Here is a 22,552-nt window from a genome sequence, read left to right as displayed (position 1 = left end):
AACTTTAATAGAAGTCAGTTAATGTGGAATCGATTAATTTATATCAATTGCTTTCTTCTTGTTTATATAAGGGTGATTTTATGCATAAGTCAATGATGTACTTATTTGGATATTCATTACTAATTCTTAGTGGTTGTTCTGGATCTGTCTCTTCACAAAACAATGCCATCGATCAGATATTTTGTATTAAGTTGCCTGTTTCTGATTTTTCATCATATCCTGCTGCGTACACACCCTCTCAATGCTTATCTAAAGAAAATATGGATCCTAAAGTTGTCGAAAGAGTAAATGCTGAATCTCGTAGGATTTGGAATGAGATACATTCAAGAATGCATCTAACAACTCCTTATATTCCTATGGTTGTTTATGGAAGTTTAATGAATCCCATTTCAGCTAGAAATACATTAGAGGAATATCGCCCACATGCTGTTTGGTTGCATGATTATGTAAGAATATTCAACTTGGATGTTCGTCTTTTTGGAGGTTCTACTAGATTAACTGAAGCAGATGGTCCTAAAAATCGTGGTTTTTTAAATTTAAATCACACACCAGGAAAATCTTGTAATAGTATTGTTTTAGCTATTGGAGAGGATGATTTTGTAGCTTGTCGTCGTCGTGAGGGTGTTTATGAATTTGTACCTGTTATAGTTTCTGACTACGTATCCTCAGGAAAATGTAATCGTAGTGTAGCTTTCGCTTGGATTGCTGGACCACAAGCGTGTTCTAATGATATATTACCAGTAAAGGGTTACTATTCTATGATATGGTTTGCTGTAGCATCTGATAGAGTAGAAGAGGATTTCGGGAATAATTTTGCACAAGATTATTTAGACACAACATTTTTAGCGAATGAGCAATCAATCAAGGCTATTCACGAAGAATACAAAGATTCTCCATTACGTTATTAACTTCCTTTTATTAGGTAGTTTAATTAAGCGATACGATTTTTCTAGGGAGTTATCTAAGGACTCTCGGTTTTTCTATTTTGAACTCTAAATTCAATTGGCATGATAATTTTAGTACGCATTATCAGTCCTGTGGTATCTGTTATTACTTTCTATTAAATTTCTTACCCATAAATTTTCCTAAAAATTTTCAATAATACGTTGAGATTATTGTGTAGGGGTACTATTGTATTTTCAATCGGAATCTCCTTGGTTTTATTCTAATGCGATTTTCCTTTTGTTTTTTTGCTGATGAGAAGAGTAAGTTTCTCAATCTATGGTCGTCCTTAATCATTTTTTCTTATTGAGAAGTATATGCGTGAAGCCTTGACTTTTGACGACGTTTTATTAGTTCCCCAATACTCCGAAGTTCTTCCTCAAGATACTTGTTTAGCCTCTTCTATTTCAGAATCTTTGGATTTAACTATTCCTATCTTATCTGCAGCTATGGATTCGGTCACAGAGCTATCCATGGCTACAGCTATGGCTCTAGCTGGAGGACTTGGGATCGTTCATAAAAATATGGATATAGATCAACAAGTTAGTATCATAAAACAAATAAAATCACAAAGTCCATCTTTAGCGGTAGGTAGTGCGATAGGCATTGGTCAGCAAGGTTTACAAAGAGCTGATGTTTTAGTCGAAGCTGGTGTAGATGCTTTAGTAGTGGATACTGCTCATGGACATTCTAAATTAGTGCTTGATACAGCCTTAACTATTAGAAAACATTATCCTTCAGTTACGCTCATTGTAGGAAATATTGTTTCAAGAGAAGCTGCTCTTTGTTTGGCAGAAATTGGCGTGGATGCTGTTAAAGTAGGTATTGGTCCTGGATCTATATGTACAACGCGGATCATCTCGGGTGTAGGATTACCCCAATTAACAGCAGTCATGGATGTCTCTGAAGCATTACGCAATTCTGCTGTTCGAGTTATTGCTGATGGAGGAATGCGCTATTCTGGTGACATCGTTAAAGCTCTGGCTGCTGGGGCACATTGCGTTATGCTTGGTAGCATGCTAGCAGGTACTGATGAGGCTCCAGGAGAAATTATCCAGGTTGATGAGCAAGTTTATAAAATGTATCGGGGTATGGGCTCTCTAGGAGCTATGAAGAAGGGGAGTGCCGAGCGTTATTTTCAAGAAAGTAACGCTAAGAAATTTGTTCCAGAGGGTGTTGAAGGGCTTGTACCTTACAAAGGCTCTCTTCATGATGTGCTTTATCAAATTCTAGGAGGAATTCGATCAGGTATGGGCTATCTAGGAGCTTATAATTTAGAAGAATTACGCCAGAGTGCTGTATTTGCACGAATCACTCATTCTGGAAGATCTGAAAGTCATATTCATAACTTACAGCACATTCAACATGCTCCGAATTATCTAATTTCTAAATAGTAGAAGGTGATCTATTTTGAATAAGATTCTCATTCTTGATTTTGGTTCTCAATACACAAACGTTCTAGCAAAAAAGATACGTTTACTTTCTGTATTTTGTGAGGTGCTTCCTTGGAATACACCTTTAGAAAGCATTCTTAAGGCTGCTCCTTCGGGTTTGATTTTTTCTGGAGGACCCCATTCGGTTTATCAGGAGAATAGTCCACAAGTTGATAGAGAAATTTATAACAGTAATATTCCTATACTTGGTGTGTGTTATGGCATGCAGCTCATCGCTAGAGATTTCGGAAGCGAAGTAAGAGGAGGAAGAAACGAATTTGGTTATACACCTATAGTTTTTTATCCAAGCGAACTTTTTAAAGGTCTTGTCGATAAGGAAACCTTTCATGCTGAAATCAGAATGAGTCATTGTGATTCTGTTTCTGTTCCTCCTAAAGATTTCTTCGTTACAGCGAGTTCTCAACATTGTCCTATTGCTGCTATAGAATGCCCTAAAAAAAAACTCTTTGGTCTGCAATTCCATCCTGAGGTTTCAGATTCTCAAGCAATAGGTGATAAAATCTTATCAAATTTTGTGAAACACATCTGTCGAGCTTCAGAAACCTGGAAAATCGAAACAGTAGAAAAACAAATTATCAAGAATATTAAAGAAAAGGTAGGAGAAACAGAACGTGTGCTTCTCGGTTTATCTGGAGGGGTAGACTCTTCTGTTTTAGCTGTTTTACTCCATAATGCCCTAGGTGATCGATTGTCTTGCGTCTTTGTCGATACGGGGCTGTTAAGAAAAAATGAAGTGGAAGAAGTTAAGCAGCAATTTTCTTCTCTAGGGTTAGAGATAATTGTCGAAGATGCTTCCGAAAAATTTTTCTGTGATCTATCTGAAATACAAGATCCTGAGCAAAAGCGTAAAGTTATTGGTTCTTCTTTTATCGAAGTTTTCGACAAAGTGTCTAAAAACCTTGAGGTTCAATGGTTAGCTCAAGGGACTATTTATTCTGACGTAATTGAGTCTGCAAAATCTTGTGATGCAACACAAGTAATTAAGTCTCACCATAATGTCGGCGGACTTCCAGAAAAGTTGAATCTAAAACTTTTAGAACCCTTACGTTTTCTCTTTAAAGATGAAGTTAGAGCCTTGGGTAGAGTTTTAGGTTTACCGGAAGACTTGATATCACGCCATCCTTTTCCTGGCCCTGGTTTGGGAGTTAGAGTTCTTGGAGAAGTCCGTCAAGAATATGTAGAGATAGTGAAAAATGCTGATAATATCTTTATTGAAGAACTAAAAAAAGCCAATTTATACCACAAGGTTAGCCAAGCTTTTGCTATTTTCTTACCAGTTAAATCTGTTGCTGTAAAAGGGGATTGTCGTCATTACGGTTATACAATAGCTTTACGTGTAGTAGAATCTACTGATTTTATGACAGCATGCTGGCCGTCCTTATCTAGAGATTTTCTTAACCGATGTGCATCACGCATCATTAATGAAATTTCCGAAGTTAGCAGGGTGGTTTACGATATCTCTGATAAACCTCCAGCAACTATTGAGTGGGAATAAGATCTGATGCCAAATAAAGCAAAAAATAAGATATGAGCTATAAGAGGCTTTTTTTTATTATCCAGCAGTTATCGCGGTTATCTTCTGAGTTGTGTGATAACATACCTTATACAAGTCAGTTTATCAAAGATCTCCCTAAAGCAGATATTCACGTTCATCTTCCAGGGACTATTTCACCAAAAACAGCTTGGGAATTAGGAGTCAGAAATAGTCTTATAAAATGGGAGAATGGCCGATGGGTATCTCCTTCTTTGTCTAATGGAAATCCTCATAAGAGTTATTCTGAAATATTCAAAAATTTTGAGAATATTCGCTATGAACAGAATCCTGATGTTTCTTTGTTAGAATATTCTGTTACCTCTCGTGATTTTTCCAGTTTTGATCGGATTATGGCCACTGTACAGGGGCATAGATACCCCCCGGGAGGAATCCAGAATGAAAATGATCTTTGGCTTGTTTTGCGAGATTATTTAAAGCAATGTCGACAAGATAATATCATTTATACCGAAGTTCAACAGAATATCCGTATAGCTTATGCGATTTATCCTTCACTTGAACCTCAGGAAGCTCGCCTACGCTTATATGATCTTTTTTCTAGAGCCTCTCAACTTTTCTATAGTCAAGGAATTGTCCTTCGTTTTCTCAATTGTTTTAATAAAACTGGTTCTTCTAATCTCCAACAGTCTACACAACAACGATCAGAAGAGGCTGCGAGTTGGCTTGATGAAGCTGAGAGTTTCTTTCCTGGCCTTTTTGTTGGCTTGCAATCTGCCGGAGCAGAAATCTGTCCTGAAGCAGCACCAACTAAATTAACTTCAGGATATAGTCACGCTTATGAAAAAGGATTTGGTTGTGAAGCTCACGCAGGGGAGGGAACAGGATTCTTATATTTAAGCCAAACATTGCAAGCTCTACCTATACAGAGAATAGCACATGGGTTCCAAGCGATCGAACACCTACCGACTATTCATCAAATCCAAGAGAAAAATATTACTCTCGTTATGGCGCCAATTATTAACCTTGTTCTTGGGGCTTCATTACACCAATACTCAGGAATGCAAAAAATAGGTAAAACGACTATAGATAGTCTTGACGATCATCCTTTCTTTGCGTTGTTTAGATACCATAAGCTTAACGTAACATTGAGCTCCGATAATCCTCAAATGGGAGGAATTTCTTTGCAAAATACAATGCTACTTTTATCTGGATTTCCTGCTGATCAAAATTCTCAATTGACTTATGTCAAATCCACACCTCTAACCTTTAAAGAAATCATACAACTCAATGTAGAAGCTATAGTCTCTTCGTTTGCGGATACCAATACAAAAATAATCGTTTTGAATAAGATTTTTGATCACCTATCAAAAGCTCAAAAAAAGCTGTTGTCTACTTTTAGATAACATTTTCTAGGGATAAAGAATCCATAGGGTATGCGTGAAGTAGTGTAGAAGAGTAAGTGACTTTACTGGAGATAAAATTTTTACTAACCACATATTGATGGTGAAAGATTATTACTCTATGATCTGTGAAAGAGTATCGTCAAATAGTTCTTAGGGACGTTTTTTTCTTAGGATCATTTAGATAAACCATTTTTAGTCTATAGGAAATCGATAATAGTAATTCATTGCGTATGTCGAGACATATCTATTGATTATTAAATTTCCTATTTTAGTGTTACATTAAACGATAATCTTTTGTTCTGGATACTTTTTATAAGTCCCAGATCTTTCTATTTTGAATTCCGAATCTAATTCCCAGCTTAAATTCATGATCTCGTGTTTTTTTTCGTCTGCAATTTTTTCACATAGTTTCTTGAAAGATCTTCCTAAGTTTAGCAGGGGAAGTGGTTATCTGGAATCTTTAGTAGAAAAAGTAGATAGGATACTTCAATTTCGAGATGGGTCTCGTGTTCTATATATTGATAGAATGAATACATTGGGGCAGCTCGTTTATGTGAACATACAAATCCCATTGTTTTTTCAAGAGAGATTGAGAGCTCTATTTCTATATCTACTTGTTATCCCTGCAGTTATAGCCTTTATTATCAAGATAGTGGTGAGAATAGCTCTATATTATAAATATCGGGGATGGGAGATGTGGTCTGAACAAACTGCTATTTTTGTAGACCCTCCTAAGCCAGTAGGTCTAGATTCACCTATATTCACTCGAGATGAACTAAAAAACATAGATTTCCATCTTCCTCCTCTTGATAGGGGAGTTATGGAGAGAATTGTAAATGAGCATAAACTTCTCAGAAAGATTGGAAGTAAGTTAGAACTTAATAGAAGGGGAGTAAGTGTCAAATCTAAGATAAATGATAGCGATATCTTAAAGGAAGAGGATGATATTTTCTTCAAACATCCAGATTTTACTCGCCTAGAGTTTGAATCTATGGGAGAAACTAAAATCAATAATGAGGTTGGTTATTCTGCTCAAGAATGGGCAAATCTACATGTATTGGATTATTTAGCATTACAACGAGAAGAGTTAGCTGAACTACGGGGATCTCGAAATGCAAAGACTATTACGATCCGAAGGATACGCACGGAACCCTTAGATCAGCATGTTTTGATCATTCGGGAGTGTTAATTTTTTAGACAATGTTATAGCAGATTGATCCATAAGACTTTGATTCTAAACTATCTTAACTTTTTTATTGTATGTTTTATGAATAGTAATAATAAACAATTCTATTTTGTTAATTTTCTAAATATAAATATCAATTTTTATTTTATTTATAAGTAATTACAATAATCTATGGTTAAATCTAATAAATTATTCTTAGGTGTTTTTAATGAGTGTGAATTTTTTCACTCCTCTAAGATTTTCTCAGCAATGTTTAGGAGAGATAGCTCAAGCTGGTAAATCTACTCTTTTAGAAAAGCTATCAGGACGCTTGGATGAAGTGTTTATACAGAGTTCTAAAGGAGTGGAAATTAAAGCTTTAGGGCCTGATAAGGGGGGATTGTTATATGAAAGAGTCAAAGGGGTTAATACTGCAGCGTCTCTATGTTTAAAAGTTTTTATAGCTCTCCTTATTGTTCCAGTAATCATTGCCTTGATTTTAAAGATTATCGTAAGGCTTTGTTTGTACTTAAAATATTCAGGAAAGGCACAGGAAATAATTGTTTCCACGCCTTCTACAACATCCGCTGTAGGATCTATGAATTTGGTTGATAAGACGACTAAAATTCAGGGTAGGACTCTTACTCGAGAAGAGATCGTAGATAAATTTTTGACACTTCCTAAATTATCTGATAAAAATCGAAATCTCTTGATTGAATCTACTAAATTAATTGTTTCTAGAAGTTGTAAAAGCTTAAAAGAATACAAAAAGAAGGGGATTCTCTTTAAACTTATGCCAAAAGAGAATGAGTATGCCATTACATTTGAATTAGAAAAGATCCCCGGATTATATTTCACCTATTATTCTGGTTCTTCAGGATTTGTGAAGGCAGATGAAGAGTGCAAAAAAGATGTTGTTAGTTCGTCAAAACGAACTATTTCTAAATTTCAAGATCTATTGGGAATAACTATTGATTTTCTAACTTCAGTACCTGTCACAACGAATTCAACACAAGAAGAGGTTGATGCGCTGATAAAGGATGGACTAAGAAGAGATGTTAGATTAGGTATTTTTAATGTGGAAGTGTTTGATATCAATAAGTCGGAAAGTTCTCCAGGAGAAAGTATTGGGATCCTAATTCGAAAGAATCTCGATTAGATTATCGCAATAATAGTTTTCACGAATTATGTTGAAAGGGAATCTTAATTTTTTCGTAATTATTAATTTAAAATATCATAAGGAACTATTCTGAAAAGAAGAAATTCATCCTTTTATAAAGCATAACGACGTACGCTGGCAGTGTAGCCTGGGGCACCTTTTAATCATTCCTTTGATTTTAGTCAATTATTGTATTTCGTTTTCCTTGTTTTGCAGGTTGTATCTTTAGAAGAGGCAATCGGAATCTTTATTCAGAAGCAATTCGACTAGAATATTTCCATAAAAGTTTTTGTGTGAAGTTACCTATAAATTCTTTATCATCAAATCGTTAAATAGATTTTCCTGGAAATTTCTAAAGTTAATATTCCTAACATTAAACTTAACACAAGTAACAAGAGATTAATTATTTAGAAAGCGTTAAAATAGGGAGAGTTTTGTGAATTATAATTTATGAATTGTTAGGATATTTTAATGAGTGTAAACTTTTTTACCCCACTGTGCTTTTCTCAGGAATGTTTAGGAGAGATAGCTCAAGCTGGTAAATCTACTCTTTTAGAAAAGCTATCAGGACGCCTAGATAGTTTATTTATACAACGTTCTGAAGGTATAGAAATCAAGGCTTTAGGGCCTAATGGGGAACTTCTATGCGAGAGAGTTGGGAAAACCGATTCTATAACATCTTTATGTTTAAAAGTGCTCTTAGTTCTTCTCATTGTTCCAGTAATCATTGCTTTAGTTTTAAAGATTATCGTCAGACTTTACCTATATTTAAAATATCCAGGGAAGGTAGAAGAAGTAACGACTCCAGCGCCTAAACCTATTGTAAAGCCTATTGTTGATCCCACCGTAAAACCTGTGGTACCACCAGTAACCATAGAAGAAGTTATTGAAGTTAAGCCTAAACCTCTTACTCGAGAGGAGATTATAGAGCAATTTTTACAACCATTTTGTCTTTCTAAAGAGGATTTGAACAAATTAATTCAGGGCGTAACGACTTTTACATCTAGATCCTACAAAACAGTAGGTGAGTACAGAGCAAATGGGATTTTAATTACAGATTTGCCTTTCGAAAACGAATTGCCTTATTTATTTCAATTAACAACCCTTCCTGGATATGAATTTACCTATGCTCCTGGAAGATTGCATGAGGGATTATATGGAGTTGATGCGATAACATCAATAACACGAATGCACAGCAGATTGCGATGCTATCAGGATGAAACTGCTAAATTTCTTGCGAGTAAGCACATTACGAGAGAAACTACTCGAGAAGAGATTGAAGCCTTCATAAGAGAGGGGAAGAAAACAAATCGTTATATAGGCCTAAGTGGCGCAGCTATCTTTAGATTAGGCTGTGATTTGCGGTTTGCATCTTTAGGGGAGGAAATCGGAATCTTTATTGAGAAGCAATTTAATTAGACTAGTTCCATAAAAGTTTTTTGTATGAAGTTGTCTATAAATTCTTTATCATCAGAGTGTTGAATAGAAAAATATAATGATTTTCCCGAAAATTTCTAAAGTTAATATTCTTAACATTAAACTTAACACAAGTAATAGGAGATTAATTATTTAGGAAGTATTAAAATAGGGAGAGTTTTGTGAATTATAATTTATAAATTATTAGGATATTTTAATGAGTGTAAACTTTTTTACCCCACTGTGCTTTTCTCAGCAATGTTTAGGAGAGATGGCTCAAGCTGGTAAATCTATTCTTTTAGAAAAGCTATCAGGACGCCTAGATAGTTTATTTATACAACGTTCTGAAGGTATAGAAATCAAGGCTTTGGGGCCTAATGGGGAACTTCTATGCGAGAGAGTTGGGAAAACCGATTCTATAACATCTTTATGCTTAAAAGTGCTCTTAGTTCTTCTCATTGTTCCAGTAATTATTGCTTTAGTTTTAAAAATTATTGTCAGACTTTGCCTATATTTAAAATATCCAGGGAAGGTACAAGAAGTAGCGGCTCCAGCGCCTAAACCTATTGTAAAGCCTATTGTTGATCCCACCATAAAACCTGTGGTACCACCAGTAACTATAGAAGAAGTTGTTGAAGCTAAGCCTAAACCTCTTACTCGAGAGGAGATCATAAATACGTTTGTAACATTGCCCAGTTTATCTCCGGAGCAACAGACTCTTTTGATGAGTGCTACTGAATTGATAAATTCTGGTGTTTGTACAAGTGTAGGAGATTATAGAGATCAAGGTATTCTTCTTAAACATATGCCAGCAAGATATCTCCCTATTCCATTTGAATTAATAGATGTTCCCGGAATCAAATGTACTTATTATCCTGGTTATTTATTAACAGATGAGCAGGGAAACCAATATATTATTACTTCAGTAGTTAGGGCTTCTGAAAGATTCAGAGAGAGATTAGGGGTAACTGCTAATTTTCTAGAAGATGTACCTATTACAACGGATTCAAGTAAGGAACAGGTTGAAGCTCTCATAAGAGAGGGATTAAATAAAGATTCTAGACTGGGGATGCTTGCTATCTCAATATTTACTGTTGGTAAGACAGTGGATTCTTTAGGAGAACAGGTAGGAGTCGTAGTTGAGAAGAGATTCGACTAAACTGTTGCAGCAGTAGTTTTCATAATTTAGGTCAGTATGGGAATTTCATTTTTTTCCTCTATCAAGTTTTCTCCAGAATATCTTGAAGATATGTCTAAAAGGGGAAAGTCCACACTTTTAGAAAATATGGTAGAGTGTGTTGATGATTTCTGTGCGAGTATCGGTTGTATTATCAAACATGCACAAGTTGTCGCGGTCGACGAACAAGGTTTGGTATTCAAAAGTAATTCAGCAGCTCCTTTAGCGTGGCTTAGAGAAGAGAGTCATTCATCTTTTAAGAGAACTCTGAGGGTATTGGCCTTTCTCTTAATTATACCTTTGATTTTAGTATTAGTTGTTAAACTCGTACTTCGTCTAGCCCTATTTTTCAAATACGGATTTACGGCTATAGAACGTATTGAAGTAGTTGGAGAAATCTCTGGAAAGCCGAAGACGCCAATTACTGTTCCCAAGACTCCTCCTGGAATTATAAGAAAGCCAGTAATACCGCCTGTAATATCTCTAATTAAACGCCAACCTCTACTTGATGTGGAAATTGAGAAAAAATACCTCATGCTACAACTTAAGGAGACGGATAAAGAGTCGATGTACGAGATTTTCTCCTTACTTCTATACGGTTGTGAAGAGAGTGTTCTTACTCAGTTAGAGATCAGCACCTACGGTGATGTCGGAATACACAAACGTTTTTCTTTCCGTATAAATAGAGGTAATTTAAAGAACATACTCTTTACCTATGTCCCTGGTTCCTACGTGCCTCCAGGAGGAATTGTAGGAGTGCCCATCTGGCTGGGAAGCTTCCGTACTGTTGATCTAGCGACATTTAAGTTTTATGCCGACAAATGTTTAGAAACGACAATGGCACATATAGATCTCGTTGGCATGAGAGAACGGGGTGTAAAAACAGTCCAAGAGAGAATTAACCAGCTCGGTGTGATAGAATTAAGTGAAGAGCAATTTCAACAGTTGCGCAGGGATTGTCGTTCACATCCAGCGAGACTTCCTATATGCTCTTTAGAGGAAGTTCCTTGCTATCACAATGGTGAACTCGTAGGTCATGCTGGGATAATTGCTCAGGAGCTTCCGAAAGAAGAGAGTTAGTGGGGTAGGCTGGTGAGCTTAACCCAGTCTTTTTTGCAATACTTGTATGGTCTGATAATATGTATTATGTTGCACGGTTAGTTGTTTTATAGAGGAGTCATATAGTTAATTATTAATACCTAACCCTTATTTCTAGTTTCATTTATAATAGTATGACCTTTTAATTAATAATTTTATTATCTGGGTGGGAAATGCCGTATCTCATTTTTTCGGACTATTCTAGACCTTCTCTTCTAGAAAAGACCGTTTCTTTCCTAGATTCCTATCTTTACTTAGGAGGTAAGCAATCCTATATAGTTGCCAGAGATCCCCAGAATAAGGCTTGGGCCGTGACTGTTTCAGGACATATCCTATCCATCTTTGAAAAGGTCTTAAGAATTCTCTGTCTAGTGTTTATCCCGATTACACTCATTGCTCTAGCAATACGGTTTCTTCTGTACGCTTATCTTTCTTATAAAGGTCGGATTGTCTGTATTGATAATTTAGTGAGCAAAGAAGAACGGAAACTGCTGATTCTCTATCCTCAAGTCTTACAGAATATACGTCGCCTTCCCCTTGTCTATACCTCTTTGCCTTTAGAGGATTGCTATATAGCTTTTGATTCCATAGAGTCTTCTGAAGTGAATGACATGAGTTTTTGGATTGATTACCCTAGCTTATCCACTAAAATGGATTTTTCTGGGATTCAAATTCCTAGAGATAAACTGAAGAAGGTTAAAAAAAGCTCTCATGGAGAACCTACAGATTTCCCTATAAACTTCCCCTTACTTTGTAGAGAGATTTTAAAGACAGAATCAGGAGATATAATCAGTCAAAAAGGTATCGAAAAGCTTTCTAGACTCTTTTTAGCTTTCTTAGTTTATAGATCTCAAAAAAATGAAAATGGAAAGATAGAGACTATAATCCCCTTAGATTCTCCGGACGCTCTATGGGCAAAACTGTTGTTCTTTGATTATTCGGATGAGAATCCATTGACGAAAGGATTATTAGGATCTCGAGTACTAAAGGAATTAGAGAAATTAGGTGTTCTTAAAAACCCCGAAATACACCACTACTCAATGAATAAAGTCGTTGTTAACTGGCGGCTCTAATTAGAGTCGTTGTCTTGATCCTCGTTCTCTTCATCGTTGTCATCTTCTTCCTCTTCTTGATCATCTTTTTCTTCATCTCCCTCTTCATTATCCTTCACATTTCTTTTATATCTGAACCTCTCCCCTCCAGGAAGGACGATTACCTGTGAGTCGGGTTCTAATCTACGCTCTGCTTCTGTAGCAATTTCTGCAACTACATAAATTCTTTTCCTGGAATATTCGCTTTCATCGATTTTTTGCACCTTAAGAATCACATCTTGATTTAGATCGAGCAGCATATCTCCAGGTTTCTCACTTTGAGCTTTTACGTGTTTATCTAATCCGAGCAGGGCGAAGTAGATGTTATAACCCCCTCCAGGTTTGCGATCAAAAATATCATTTTGTGTTGTGATTAATGAGATCTTGATACTGCCTTTTGGCATTTTTACAAGTGTACGCGTGCGCATATGAGAACGTACCCACTGAGGAACCTGTACTCTGTAATAACCAATAGCGTATTGCAACATACTATCTGGGATTTTCCACTTAGGTTCTTTAGAAGATAAATGCATAGCCGAACCCAGTAAATAGCTATCATAAGCTTTAGCACGCTTAGAGGAGCCTTTGGTTCTATCACGAAGATTCCACAACATATAATCTGGTAACGTATAGAACTGTTTATCAGCTCGAGGATCGTAATTTATAACCTGGTCGTTAGTTGGGAATATTGAGCCTGCTCTAGAAACTAGCCTTTCCGGTATTCTCTTGTCCGCAATCATCATAGGGAAGTTAATTTCGAAATGACGCAACTCAGGGCCAACAAATGTCAGAGCTGTTGCTGTAGATGTGGTGAGTTCTGTATGGGGTGCTAATATGAAAATGTCTTTAAAAGTTTCCCAATTCTGTTTGAATTCTTTTAGTGTTAAGACAAAAGCTTCATTCTTCCAGCTGGTTAGTGCTGTTATTAGCCGTGTTATGTAAAGATCTCCACTTACGGGGTCTAAATAATACGAACTTTTCAAGATTGTTGTTAAAGGAAGTCTATATTCCTTCATTGTGTTAGAGAAAAAGAGTAGTGTGTTTTCCGGACCATTTTTGATTTTGTTAGAATCTATAGTATAAGTTAATACAGATAAGCTTGAAGACCAATATTCCCTAGGAATAGTCAAACGATGCTGTTCATCTTCCCCTAGCGGTAGAATATAGGAATACGAACAGTATTCTCTAACCATTGTGGCTAAGTTAAACGTCTCTTTTCCCAAAGTTAGCTCTAAGTGATCCCGATAACTTGGATCAATGAATTGATGTGGGTTTGAAGCCATCAAAGGTTTAGCTTCTTTTTCTAATGTTTTCTCTGAAATACCATCCAAATTTCTGTGAAAGAAGTTTTTAAATACAAAGCGTATAGCTCCTACACCCTTTCCTTCGCGGACAAAGAAGAATTTTAAGATGAAATCTCTATTTTGTATGCTCACTAATTTTTGAGAGTACATCAAGTATCGTGATAATATTTGTGTTTCAGAATCAATGCGATAACGATAGAAGTCTTCAAGCTCTAATGAAGTAGAGAAAATCTGAATCTCGTCATGCCACCTCCATGTGTTATGAGAGAATTTCGTTTTTGGTTTGATATCTGCTTTAAGATATTTGGATTCTAGTATGCTGTTAAATAGGATGTTTCCACCACTTCTATCGCTACCTTCGAAATCAAGATATTTAATAGAATACGCTGGTACTGTGATATCGAAGACTTTTAAGGACGCAGAGTTTCTAAACCTTGTCCATATTTGATGCATCATAGCGCCTTCAATATGCCCGGCATGGAGAGTTCCCCATATCTTTAAATCTATCCCGCCTTTATTTTCGACTCCAAGAATATGTTCTTTAGTCTTGTTTGATTCACTTAACATCAAGGTAACTGTGTTGTTCAGACTCAATATACCTTCTAATCTTTCAGGGACTAGGACGCTGTTGTGATAAAGAACGTGAGTTTGTTCAGGGTGTTGTTGGATTTTACGATGCCACTCACCTAGAGTCGCTCGAACATATGAGTTAACTTCTATTACTGTTTTCCACGGAGGATCTCCGGGATCCCAACTGAGAACTACAGGAACTGTATATCTTGGGGAGGAAACTTCCAGCTCTATAGCTGTCTTACTTGTCATTTTACCCTTAATTAAACTGGGAACAAGTAAGCCAAGATCAATTAATTGAGGAGAGTCTCCATCTTCTGCTAGTGCAATTTTAGTAGATTTGGTTTTGATATTTGGTGGAGAAGACAAGAGATAAGAAGATCCTACGGAGCCTTCAACTACTGCCTCAAACTCATTTTGAGCTCGAATATCTAACTCGGTATGTTTATCGGGTTTGTAAACAAAAAGCTTATTTTCGTCATAATATGATACGTGACTGTGTTGCTGCACGATAGATACTTCAGGAGCAAACCACCAGAAGTATTTTTTCATCCATCGTACAATATTATCTACAAATCCAGATTCTTCAGGATGTTTTAATGCCCACGTAGACTGATCACATTTTGTAAAACCTAAAGTAGTCGTATTTGTACTATTCCCTGAGACAGGTTTTTCTATAGCTTCAACTGTAATGCCGTCAGAAAATTTGACTTTAAAGTGACCTACCCAATGTTCGTATGAGCTACTCTTATTTGCATTTTCAATGTATATGCCTGTGCTGTTATCTCCATTGAGACCTAGTAAGTTTAGATTATCTCCTCCAGAATGTAGTTCAAAGGAGCTCATACCAAGTGTAAGATCGTGATCGGTAGAGTTCGGGGTAAGTACAATAGTAAGATTGTTATCTAATTTAGGGATGTAGTACCAGTTTTTCCCTGCTCCGGAATATATAATTCCTCCTCCAGGGCTTGGATAGAATTTGGTGTCGCGATTTCCTGCTAAATTATCCTGACCTCCAGAAGAGCCGATGACTGTAGAAATTCCTTTTTGTCGAATTTTTAAAATATCTATACTTGTGCCATTAGGTCTTGTTAGAGGAACTTCTTGCACTAATTGTGCTAGATTAAATTTCACACCCAATGGAGGTGGAATAGCACGGAATGAAATCACATTTTCAACTCCTGAAGCCCCTGTAATATTATAAAAACCAGCGCCACCAATTTGAACAGTTATCCCTCCTTTTCCTCCTTCAACCGTGATCTCATAATCTTTATATTGTGAGGCATAATCTATTCGCTCTTGAGAATCCTTATCTAAAAGACGTACAGGAATAATAGTTGCTTGTGTGTTCCCGGTTATTACCTTACTTTTATGATTTTTAGCTGTTAAAGGGGGTACATAATAACGAGATGTTGGATCTAAGACAGCTTCTCTCCAAACTATTTGATTTGAGAGATAAACAACCTCAGTAGTTCCTTGATATGTAATTCCGTATCCAAGAATAACGGTGTTGTAGGTGCCTGCGGGGATTTTAGGAACTTCAGGAGGCCAATAGCTATTAGCATGCCCTTTTGCTAAAGCGCTATAGGGAGTAATACTAAATGCATAGCTGAGCTTTTCTCTAACTTGTGAGTCAGACCACCCTGGTTTATGTCCAATCCATCTGTTGGCATTGTAAGATCTATCTCCCTTAAGAATAGGAGGATTTTGTCTTAGATCTAAAACTATATTTCCTAAAACATGGTTATTAGAAAAATCAAGCAATCCTCTGTCTGGGAAAGCATCTACAATATGTTCACTACCCTCTTCTAGGAAGCGTTTATATTGATTCCAAGCTTCGTGACGTTCTTCTGTCAAAGCAATGTTGCGAGCAATTGACGAAGCCCCCATACCAATAGCAGCAATAGGTCCAGCAGCTAACATCGCAGCAGGAGCAACAACGGCGGATAATGTTAATGTTAGAGTAATAACATCGAAAGCCACTTGAACACGTGCTCCCATCTTATCACTGTGTGAAGAGGCGTGCTGTAAATCCTCTATACTGGTATAGAGGCCCCAGACCCCAGCAACAGCTTCAAGGATAGGTAGCTCTAACATTTGTCCTACTCTAAAAAGTGCTTTCCCTAAAGTTCCGCCAACTTTTGTAGAGGTTTTCATGAGCTTCTTAGCTAAGACCGATTCTAATCGAAATCCATCAATCCCTTGCTCAGTAATGAATTTCTTTCCTACACCCTGGACAATAGTTCCCAAGGTCATTTCAGCCATTTCTTTTCCATCTAAAAATAAGTCAAAAATCGCTTGAGCATCATCACCTTTTCCTGCTTCTACCAAACGTGCGTATTGTATAATAGAGAGTGCAGACATGCCGAGCTCTATATCCATAACACCTGTGCCAGCAAGATCATTTAACATTGATCCTAGCTCTTTAAATACTTTGACTAATCCATGACTCGGAATTTTGACTTTTTTTGTAGATTCTCCCTCCTTCAACTCAAAGGAGATCTCATCTCCATTGACATCCACATTGGTGACAGATATCTTATCTTTATCTACAGCCGATGTACCTTTAATCGCTTTTCCTATCTCCTCCATTACATTCCGTAACATAGAGCTCATTTGCTGTGCTTTGCTTTTAATCCCGCTTATTAAAGATGTGAGATCTCTAGGAGTTTCAACAATTAATTTCCTACTGACCTCTTTTGTTCCAACTTCTGTTCCATAGGTATCTAAGATGTATAGGATCGTAGCGGCAAGATCAGCATCTAAGACATGCTTAGAAAGATAATCACTTAAAATATCCCCATCTAATTTTAATTTATCGAGATCTCCTTCACGGGTCTTTTCATCGATTCTTCTATGATCAATAGTACCTCCTATTCTATATAAGTCTGCCCAGGATATTCTTCTACGACCTAAACGGACATCCCCTCTTAGAGTCATTTTATATAAAGTAGTCATGTATTGATCATAGGAGAATCCTAAGTTGGTAGATGGAAACCAGGTATTGGCTGCTTTTGTTGAATCTACGGTATAAACTTTTAGCTGTTCTTGTATCGATGTTGCACTGGAAATGCCATAGCGATCTCTTACTTCGTCAGTTAGTTGTACTGAAGATTCTAAGAACAACAGGGCATGTGATAATGTTGGAAAATCACAATGTCCAAAGTTGGGGTCTGTGACTCTATAAGCTTTATCTATTGCTTGAACAACTATAGAATGGCTGGGGGTAGTTACTAAGAAGCTCTTCATCTCTTTCTGATAACCGAACATCCTAGATAGACTTCCAATATCCCATCTCCGCTCAGTTAATATCCCCTTTGTTTTCAGATCTTTATTCCCTTGATATTGCAACCAATCGATGTAAGAGCGGCTTTTCTCTAAGAATGTGTTATCCGACTCCGTTAGCTGTAGGTGATCACGCTCTCTTGTTTGAAATAGAGAACTTGTTGTCATGAGATTTCTGGTTATCAAGGTGTATTCAATTGCATCGTTAGCTGACATATAAAGCATAGATAAACCCATACAACGTCCTTCTAAGTCATATAAAAACGTTTGTGGGTGTATGTGAGCAATATCGGAGCCAAATGCTTTTGCTAAATCACTCCATTGAGGTATATGCTCTCTAGAAAAATCTGGCCAAGAAAATAGAGAATACTTTGCTCGTTCTACGGCATTTTGTATCGTAGGCACATCAGAAGGAGTGGAGAAAAGATCTTTACTAGCACCTACTCCGCGATAATCATACGGATTAATCGCGGTTGGATTTTGCATTGCAGTTGCTGATGGCCGGCCAAAAGTTGCCTCTCTTTGAAAGATATCACTAGCTCCAGGTAAAATGCTGGATAATAGATGTCCTGATGCCTGTGCAAAATTCTCTGTCTTAGAAAGAATTTGATGAATTTGAGTTAGGGAAAGATATTGCTTATCCCCTGCAAGCTTGACGAGCTCTTCAAGACGATCATCATAAGCAAAACAATGGATACCTCTATCTTCAAGGAGTTTCTTTGCTGAATCTTTAGTTAAGGAACTGTCATGAATATGTCGGTGGAGTTCATAAAGACCATCAAAATAGTTTGCCATGGTATGGCTTGTTGGATTGAATATTCCTGGTATGGCACTTGTCATTATGCGATTAGATTCCATACCATTGTCTACACCATACTGCATTCCTAAAGCAGAGACGTACGCATCTACAGGAGGAGTTAGTAAATCAGGAGTATGAGATTTTTCTAATTCCTTTCTTAATGCTTCTGGTATCTCTTCTAAAGCTGCTTTTGCTTCTGGAGTTCCAGGATCCAAAGCTAGATAGTTATACACTTGGTCTAGATGGTCATGCATATTCTCATAGTCAGCGTCTAATGTTGCTTTCATCATATCCACTAGGTGATTAGAGGGAGATGGAAAGACGCTATCTGAAGCAAAGATCCCTGAAACACCTGTATTAGCTACTATGAATCTGTATAAATCATTTAAATCGTTGAAAGAGTAGCCATCTCTATGCATGCGTGAAAATAAGGATTCATCGGATAGAAAATGATCTAAATTCTGCAAAGTTACGCGTTCACTTGATTCAAATTTCTTAACAATATCTTCTAATTTTTTCTTTGGATCCGTGACACGTTTTTGTAATATATCGTCATAAAGTTTCTCATACCATTTTTCTATATTCTTCTGCTCTTGTCCATCGATACCGCTACCTCGGGCCATTTCTTTCATTTTATCAAGAATTGCCTTTTTTCTATCTTCATCTGATAGTGTCAACCAATGATCTACTAGATCTTGTAGTTCTTTAAATAACTGTCCTGATGAGACTTGTTCTTCGATTTGATTGACCTTTGCTTGAAGCTCGCGATTCTCTGCTATTTTACTTGTGATTTCTAGAAACTTGTCAGTTTCTTCAGTTGTAAGACAATCCATACTGTCTTTAGAACTGAATTCAGAGTATTTTGTTAAAATCTCAATGTCTGTTATAGAAATGGGTGATGTGTTTATAGAATCAATGAGATTGCCAATGGCTAGTTGCCTCTCGGCTACAGAAAGCATATCTTTTAAAAACATCGATAGATCACTTGATGAACTATACCATACAGTAATTCCTGTCTGTGAATTGCTATTTAGATATAATCTGATAGCCTTTTCTAGATCATCCTCAATATGTTGATGCGGATTTGGGAAATAATTAACGTGATTGGACACTGGAAGTTTAACATCACGAATCAGCTGTGCAATTTGCAGCTGTAAAGAGAACATAGACGCTTGTGCTATAACGTCATCTTTTATTTGCATCTTGAATGAATAGATTTCGTGATCTAATTCAGACATTCTTACAATATCTATATTACGATCAGTAATGAGGTGATTAAATCGGGTTAATAAACCTCCAGGTAGATTTTTTTTTGATTCATCAGACCATAACTTAATAAATTCAGCTTGATCGATTTTAGTGCGTTCCACTCCTTTAGGAGTTTCTACACGCAATTTTGACGAATCAGAAAAAAGTAATTCGCTTGCGCCTGGCCGTTTAATGTTACACCAGGTACTTTCATCTCCAGGAGTTACATCATTAGATCCTATAGATAATGGATGTGTCCAGTCATACGTAATTTCTCCTTCTGGAGTTTTGATCTGTTTATAAGAACCTAAATAGGCATCATCTCCTAATTTGCTTCCATCTTTACTCAGAAATGCTTTTCCCATAGGACCAAGCCCTTTAAAGTACTTGATCATTTCATTTCTGATTAAACCCGGGCCAGTAATGCCTAGTGTACTTACGGCTCCAGGAATAACTGAATCCTGTCTAAAGTCATAGAACAGACTCTTTCCAAGATAATCTTTGACAAAGTGGCCGCCCACCGTTTGATCGCGATCTAGATGTTTAAGATCCTCTAGAGTATTAAAAAATTCCCCACTAAGGATATTTTCTCTTAAGGCTCTTAATTCAGCATAGGCTTGCCACTGACCACGAATGACAGCATCGACTAGGGCACTGTCTTTGTGCGACATCATCAAACCATTCAATCCACGAATATGCCAACCTGTGGACCACTTATGGTACCTTCGCAAAATAGGCATCGTGTCTCGAACTATTTCAGGAGCCATTGTTTGAAAGAGACTTTTCTTGGTTTTCCCTTGACCCCCACCTTCACCTTTATGTATCTTTTCAAACTCACTAATCAACTGAGTGATTTTATCTCTATCATCATCCGTAAGTTCAGATGTCTCGATTTCCTTGGCGATTTGATCTAAAGTAACTGCGGTTTCGCCGTTTGCTATTTTTAATGCTGCATCGGAAAGAGCACGCCTAACTTGTAAGCTTTCGAAAAATCTATTTCCACCCTTCTTATAAATGATGTCAGTAACTTCCTGAGAATATGTGGGCATTATGTCTAAGTCGGTATAAATCCCTCCATGTTCTTCGAGCATGAACATTCTGATCTGATCTGATGCTGCAGCGTAATTCCATCGCAATAACATCTCTGTCTCATAATTATAGAGATGTGTTCTATCTTTCATTCTAGTCAGTTCTTTGACATCTTTGATAATAACTCTAGTTGATCCTAGCTCACTATTAACCTTAGAAACGATATCTTGGATTTTCTTTTTATTAGTCTCTATAGTCTTCTTATATTGCTCAATCTCCTCTTTCGGGAGTTTAATAGTTTTCTCAAGATACTCTATGCGTATATCGTCAGTAATTGCATCAACGCCTTTAAGCATGCAAAAATTGAAGAAGCCATCTTGAGAAACAATTATATTTCTTAAAAATATGGCATTGAAATGATTCTTAACGTGTTCATCTACTCTCTCATAATCATTATACATCTGAAGTAGATCATCGTAGTATTGTTGCCGCTCTTCAAGGTTTTCAGTAGAATCATATTTTGCTTTTAACTCGTCAAAGTATTGAACAAATTTTTTTACATCTTCTCCTGTTTCTTTCCTTAAATCGTTAAGAGACGAATCAAAAGCTATTTTCTTCAAAGTAGATGAAAATTTCGCAGCACCATAGGCAGTTTCATCTACCCAAAAGAGAAAGTCAAAGTCGGTATAGGTCTGTAAAAATACTTTGATATAGGCGTCGGTCTCATCCGGAGGAGAGCCAGCAATCCAGATACCGTGTAGATGCTTATCTACTTTAACTTTGTGTGATAAAAACTCTGTTTTAATAGTGCTCATCACCTGTTGTGCAGGTGATGTTTTAGATATTTTTGCCCTTTTGTAAATTGTTTCTAGAAAAGTAGATTGTTTAACTAGGAGGTCTTGCCCTTTTCTTGAGTTTTGATTTTCTAAAGCATTATAGCGCCCTACAGCTTTCTTTAGGTTGTTGATCGGTGTTTGGCATGTTTTTATTTGGTCAGGAGTCAGCTGTAATCGATCCACGATATTCTCAGGAGTCAGATCATATTTTTGGGTAGCTGATATTTCCGCACCATCTTCTAAACCACGTTTTCTTCTGGAAAGAGAATGTAGATCTTTTTCTACCTTCTGAACGGGAGTTGTTGTTTCTTTTTTTATGAGGGCACTACTAGTTTCTCCAATAGATTGCTCTAGAGAGGTAGAACTTTCCTGAAGAAAGGAAGTGGAATTAGGAATATGTGTAGGAGAATATCTCGTAGGCGTTTTTGTAGGTTTCCTAGATCGAGAAGAGGCTGAAGCCTTAACAAGCTTAGCCAGAATTCTTTTCTTTCTAGGAGAACCCCCCCCCCCCCCAATAGAAGGCTGAGTTAAAGAGGTGGAGTTCTCAGAAATAGAAGAGTTAGTACGTCTAGAGACGTGTGTTGAAGAAGTCTCTGTATGATTTGTAGGCGGTGGAAGAACCGTAGGTTTGGTGATTTTAGCTGGTAATATCTTTGTAGGGACAACATGAGCAACAAGTTGAGCCAAATTATATAAGAAAGATGTTTTCCAGTTTCCTGAGTGATTGGATGGCGATACTGTACTTCTTATAGAGGTTTCGTTCGTTAAGTTAAAGAACTCTTGCTGTAACTTTTTCCCTAATTCAACAACAGATTCCGTTGAGTTATTTTGATTTACAGCTTCATCATAGAGATTAAGTCTCTCATCTAAGGAAGAAGAAGCAATAGTACTTTGGTTGGAATAGGAAGAATTGGAAGTAGAGGGTACTGTATAGTTGGATTGAGATGTGGGCGTGGATGTAGCAGGAGTTGTTTTTTCAGGAAGAGTCATAGTCCAACTGCATAGGATTTATTTTAATTCCCTGCTCTAAAAGCTTTATTATAAAGTAGATAGAACCTTTTCCCATAAAAATTTGGGAAGTCCA

Annotated in this window: 11 protein-coding genes; 10 read left to right on the top strand and 1 reads right to left on the bottom strand. The window is 36.8% G+C overall.

Annotation, left to right across the window (positions count from 1 at the left end):
• The first annotated feature begins 80 nt into the window (after positions 1-80).
• The 10 genes from O1W69_RS05050 to O1W69_RS05005 all read left to right on the top strand — a co-directional run bounded on the left by O1W69_RS05050 (position 81) and on the right by O1W69_RS05005 (position 12,379).
• Positions 81-908 carry a gamma-glutamylcyclotransferase gene (locus O1W69_RS05050; RefSeq protein ID WP_375793466.1) on the top strand — a complete coding sequence of 276 codons (828 nt, stop codon included), beginning with the start codon at positions 81-83 and terminating at the stop codon, positions 906-908.
• Between the two features lie 351 nt (positions 909-1,259).
• Entirely contained in the window at positions 1,260-2,336 is a 1,077-nt protein-coding gene (locus O1W69_RS05045) for an IMP dehydrogenase (RefSeq protein ID WP_375793465.1), read from the top strand.
• 16 nt (positions 2,337-2,352) lie between these two features.
• Positions 2,353-3,891 (top strand): glutamine-hydrolyzing GMP synthase, encoded by a 1,539-nt coding sequence (gene guaA, locus O1W69_RS05040; RefSeq protein ID WP_375793464.1) that lies wholly within the window; start codon positions 2,353-2,355, stop codon positions 3,889-3,891.
• A gap of 32 nt (positions 3,892-3,923) precedes the next feature.
• The gene (locus tag O1W69_RS05035) at positions 3,924-5,291 is read left to right on the top strand and encodes an adenosine deaminase (protein WP_375793463.1); all 1,368 of its coding nucleotides are present in this window, start codon (positions 3,924-3,926) and stop codon (positions 5,289-5,291) included.
• A 412-nt stretch (positions 5,292-5,703) separates the two neighbouring features.
• A complete protein-coding gene (locus tag O1W69_RS05030; RefSeq protein WP_375793462.1) occupies positions 5,704-6,480 on the top strand; it encodes a hypothetical protein in 777 nt (258 codons plus the stop codon).
• Between the two features lie 205 nt (positions 6,481-6,685).
• Complete coding sequence (locus O1W69_RS05025) at positions 6,686-7,615, top strand: adherence factor (RefSeq protein WP_375793461.1); 930 nt, start codon at positions 6,686-6,688, stop codon at positions 7,613-7,615.
• A 471-nt stretch (positions 7,616-8,086) separates the two neighbouring features.
• Positions 8,087-9,034 carry an adherence factor gene (locus O1W69_RS05020; RefSeq protein ID WP_375793460.1) on the top strand — a complete coding sequence of 316 codons (948 nt, stop codon included), beginning with the start codon at positions 8,087-8,089 and terminating at the stop codon, positions 9,032-9,034.
• A 214-nt stretch (positions 9,035-9,248) separates the two neighbouring features.
• A complete protein-coding gene (locus O1W69_RS05015) occupies positions 9,249-10,190 on the top strand; it encodes an adherence factor (protein ID WP_375793459.1) in 942 nt (313 codons plus the stop codon).
• Positions 10,191-10,226: 36 nt separating this feature from the next.
• Complete coding sequence (locus O1W69_RS05010) at positions 10,227-11,288, top strand: hypothetical protein (protein ID WP_375793458.1); 1,062 nt, start codon at positions 10,227-10,229, stop codon at positions 11,286-11,288.
• Positions 11,289-11,479: 191 nt separating this feature from the next.
• Positions 11,480-12,379 carry a DUF648 domain-containing protein gene (locus O1W69_RS05005; RefSeq protein ID WP_375793457.1) on the top strand — a complete coding sequence of 300 codons (900 nt, stop codon included), beginning with the start codon at positions 11,480-11,482 and terminating at the stop codon, positions 12,377-12,379.
• Here O1W69_RS05005 and O1W69_RS05000 read toward each other — a convergent pair.
• Positions 12,376-22,458, bottom strand: coding sequence for a LifA/Efa1-related large cytotoxin (locus tag O1W69_RS05000; protein WP_375793456.1), 10,083 nt, complete (start codon positions 22,456-22,458; stop codon positions 12,376-12,378). The two genes, O1W69_RS05005 and O1W69_RS05000, sit on opposite strands and share 4 nt — an antisense overlap.
• Between the last annotated feature and the right edge of the window lie 94 nt (positions 22,459-22,552).

This window comes from Chlamydia sp. 12-01, from assembly GCF_042234205.1.
Taxonomy (GTDB): Bacteria; Chlamydiota; Chlamydiia; order Chlamydiales; family Chlamydiaceae; genus Chlamydia.
Note: the sequence above shows the minus strand (reverse complement) of the source record. Positions and strands in the feature narration are given on the sequence as shown.

Excerpts from the sequence above, each read along its gene's own strand:
- O1W69_RS05010 (WP_375793458.1), top strand. The coding sequence starts at position 10,227 with ATGGGAATTTCATTTTTTTCCTCTATCAAGTTTTCTCCAGAATATCTT.
- O1W69_RS05045 (WP_375793465.1), top strand. The coding sequence starts at position 1,260 with ATGCGTGAAGCCTTGACTTTTGACGACGTTTTATTAGTTCCCCAATAC.
- O1W69_RS05035 (WP_375793463.1), top strand. The coding sequence starts at position 3,924 with ATGAGCTATAAGAGGCTTTTTTTTATTATCCAGCAGTTATCGCGGTTA.
- O1W69_RS05025 (WP_375793461.1), top strand. The coding sequence starts at position 6,686 with ATGAGTGTGAATTTTTTCACTCCTCTAAGATTTTCTCAGCAATGTTTA.
- O1W69_RS05005 (WP_375793457.1), top strand. The coding sequence starts at position 11,480 with ATGCCGTATCTCATTTTTTCGGACTATTCTAGACCTTCTCTTCTAGAA.
- O1W69_RS05015 (WP_375793459.1), top strand. The coding sequence starts at position 9,249 with ATGAGTGTAAACTTTTTTACCCCACTGTGCTTTTCTCAGCAATGTTTA.
- O1W69_RS05020 (WP_375793460.1), top strand. The coding sequence starts at position 8,087 with ATGAGTGTAAACTTTTTTACCCCACTGTGCTTTTCTCAGGAATGTTTA.
- O1W69_RS05000 (WP_375793456.1), bottom strand. The coding sequence starts at position 22,458 with ATGACTCTTCCTGAAAAAACAACTCCTGCTACATCCACGCCCACATCT.
- O1W69_RS05050 (WP_375793466.1), top strand. The coding sequence starts at position 81 with ATGCATAAGTCAATGATGTACTTATTTGGATATTCATTACTAATTCTT.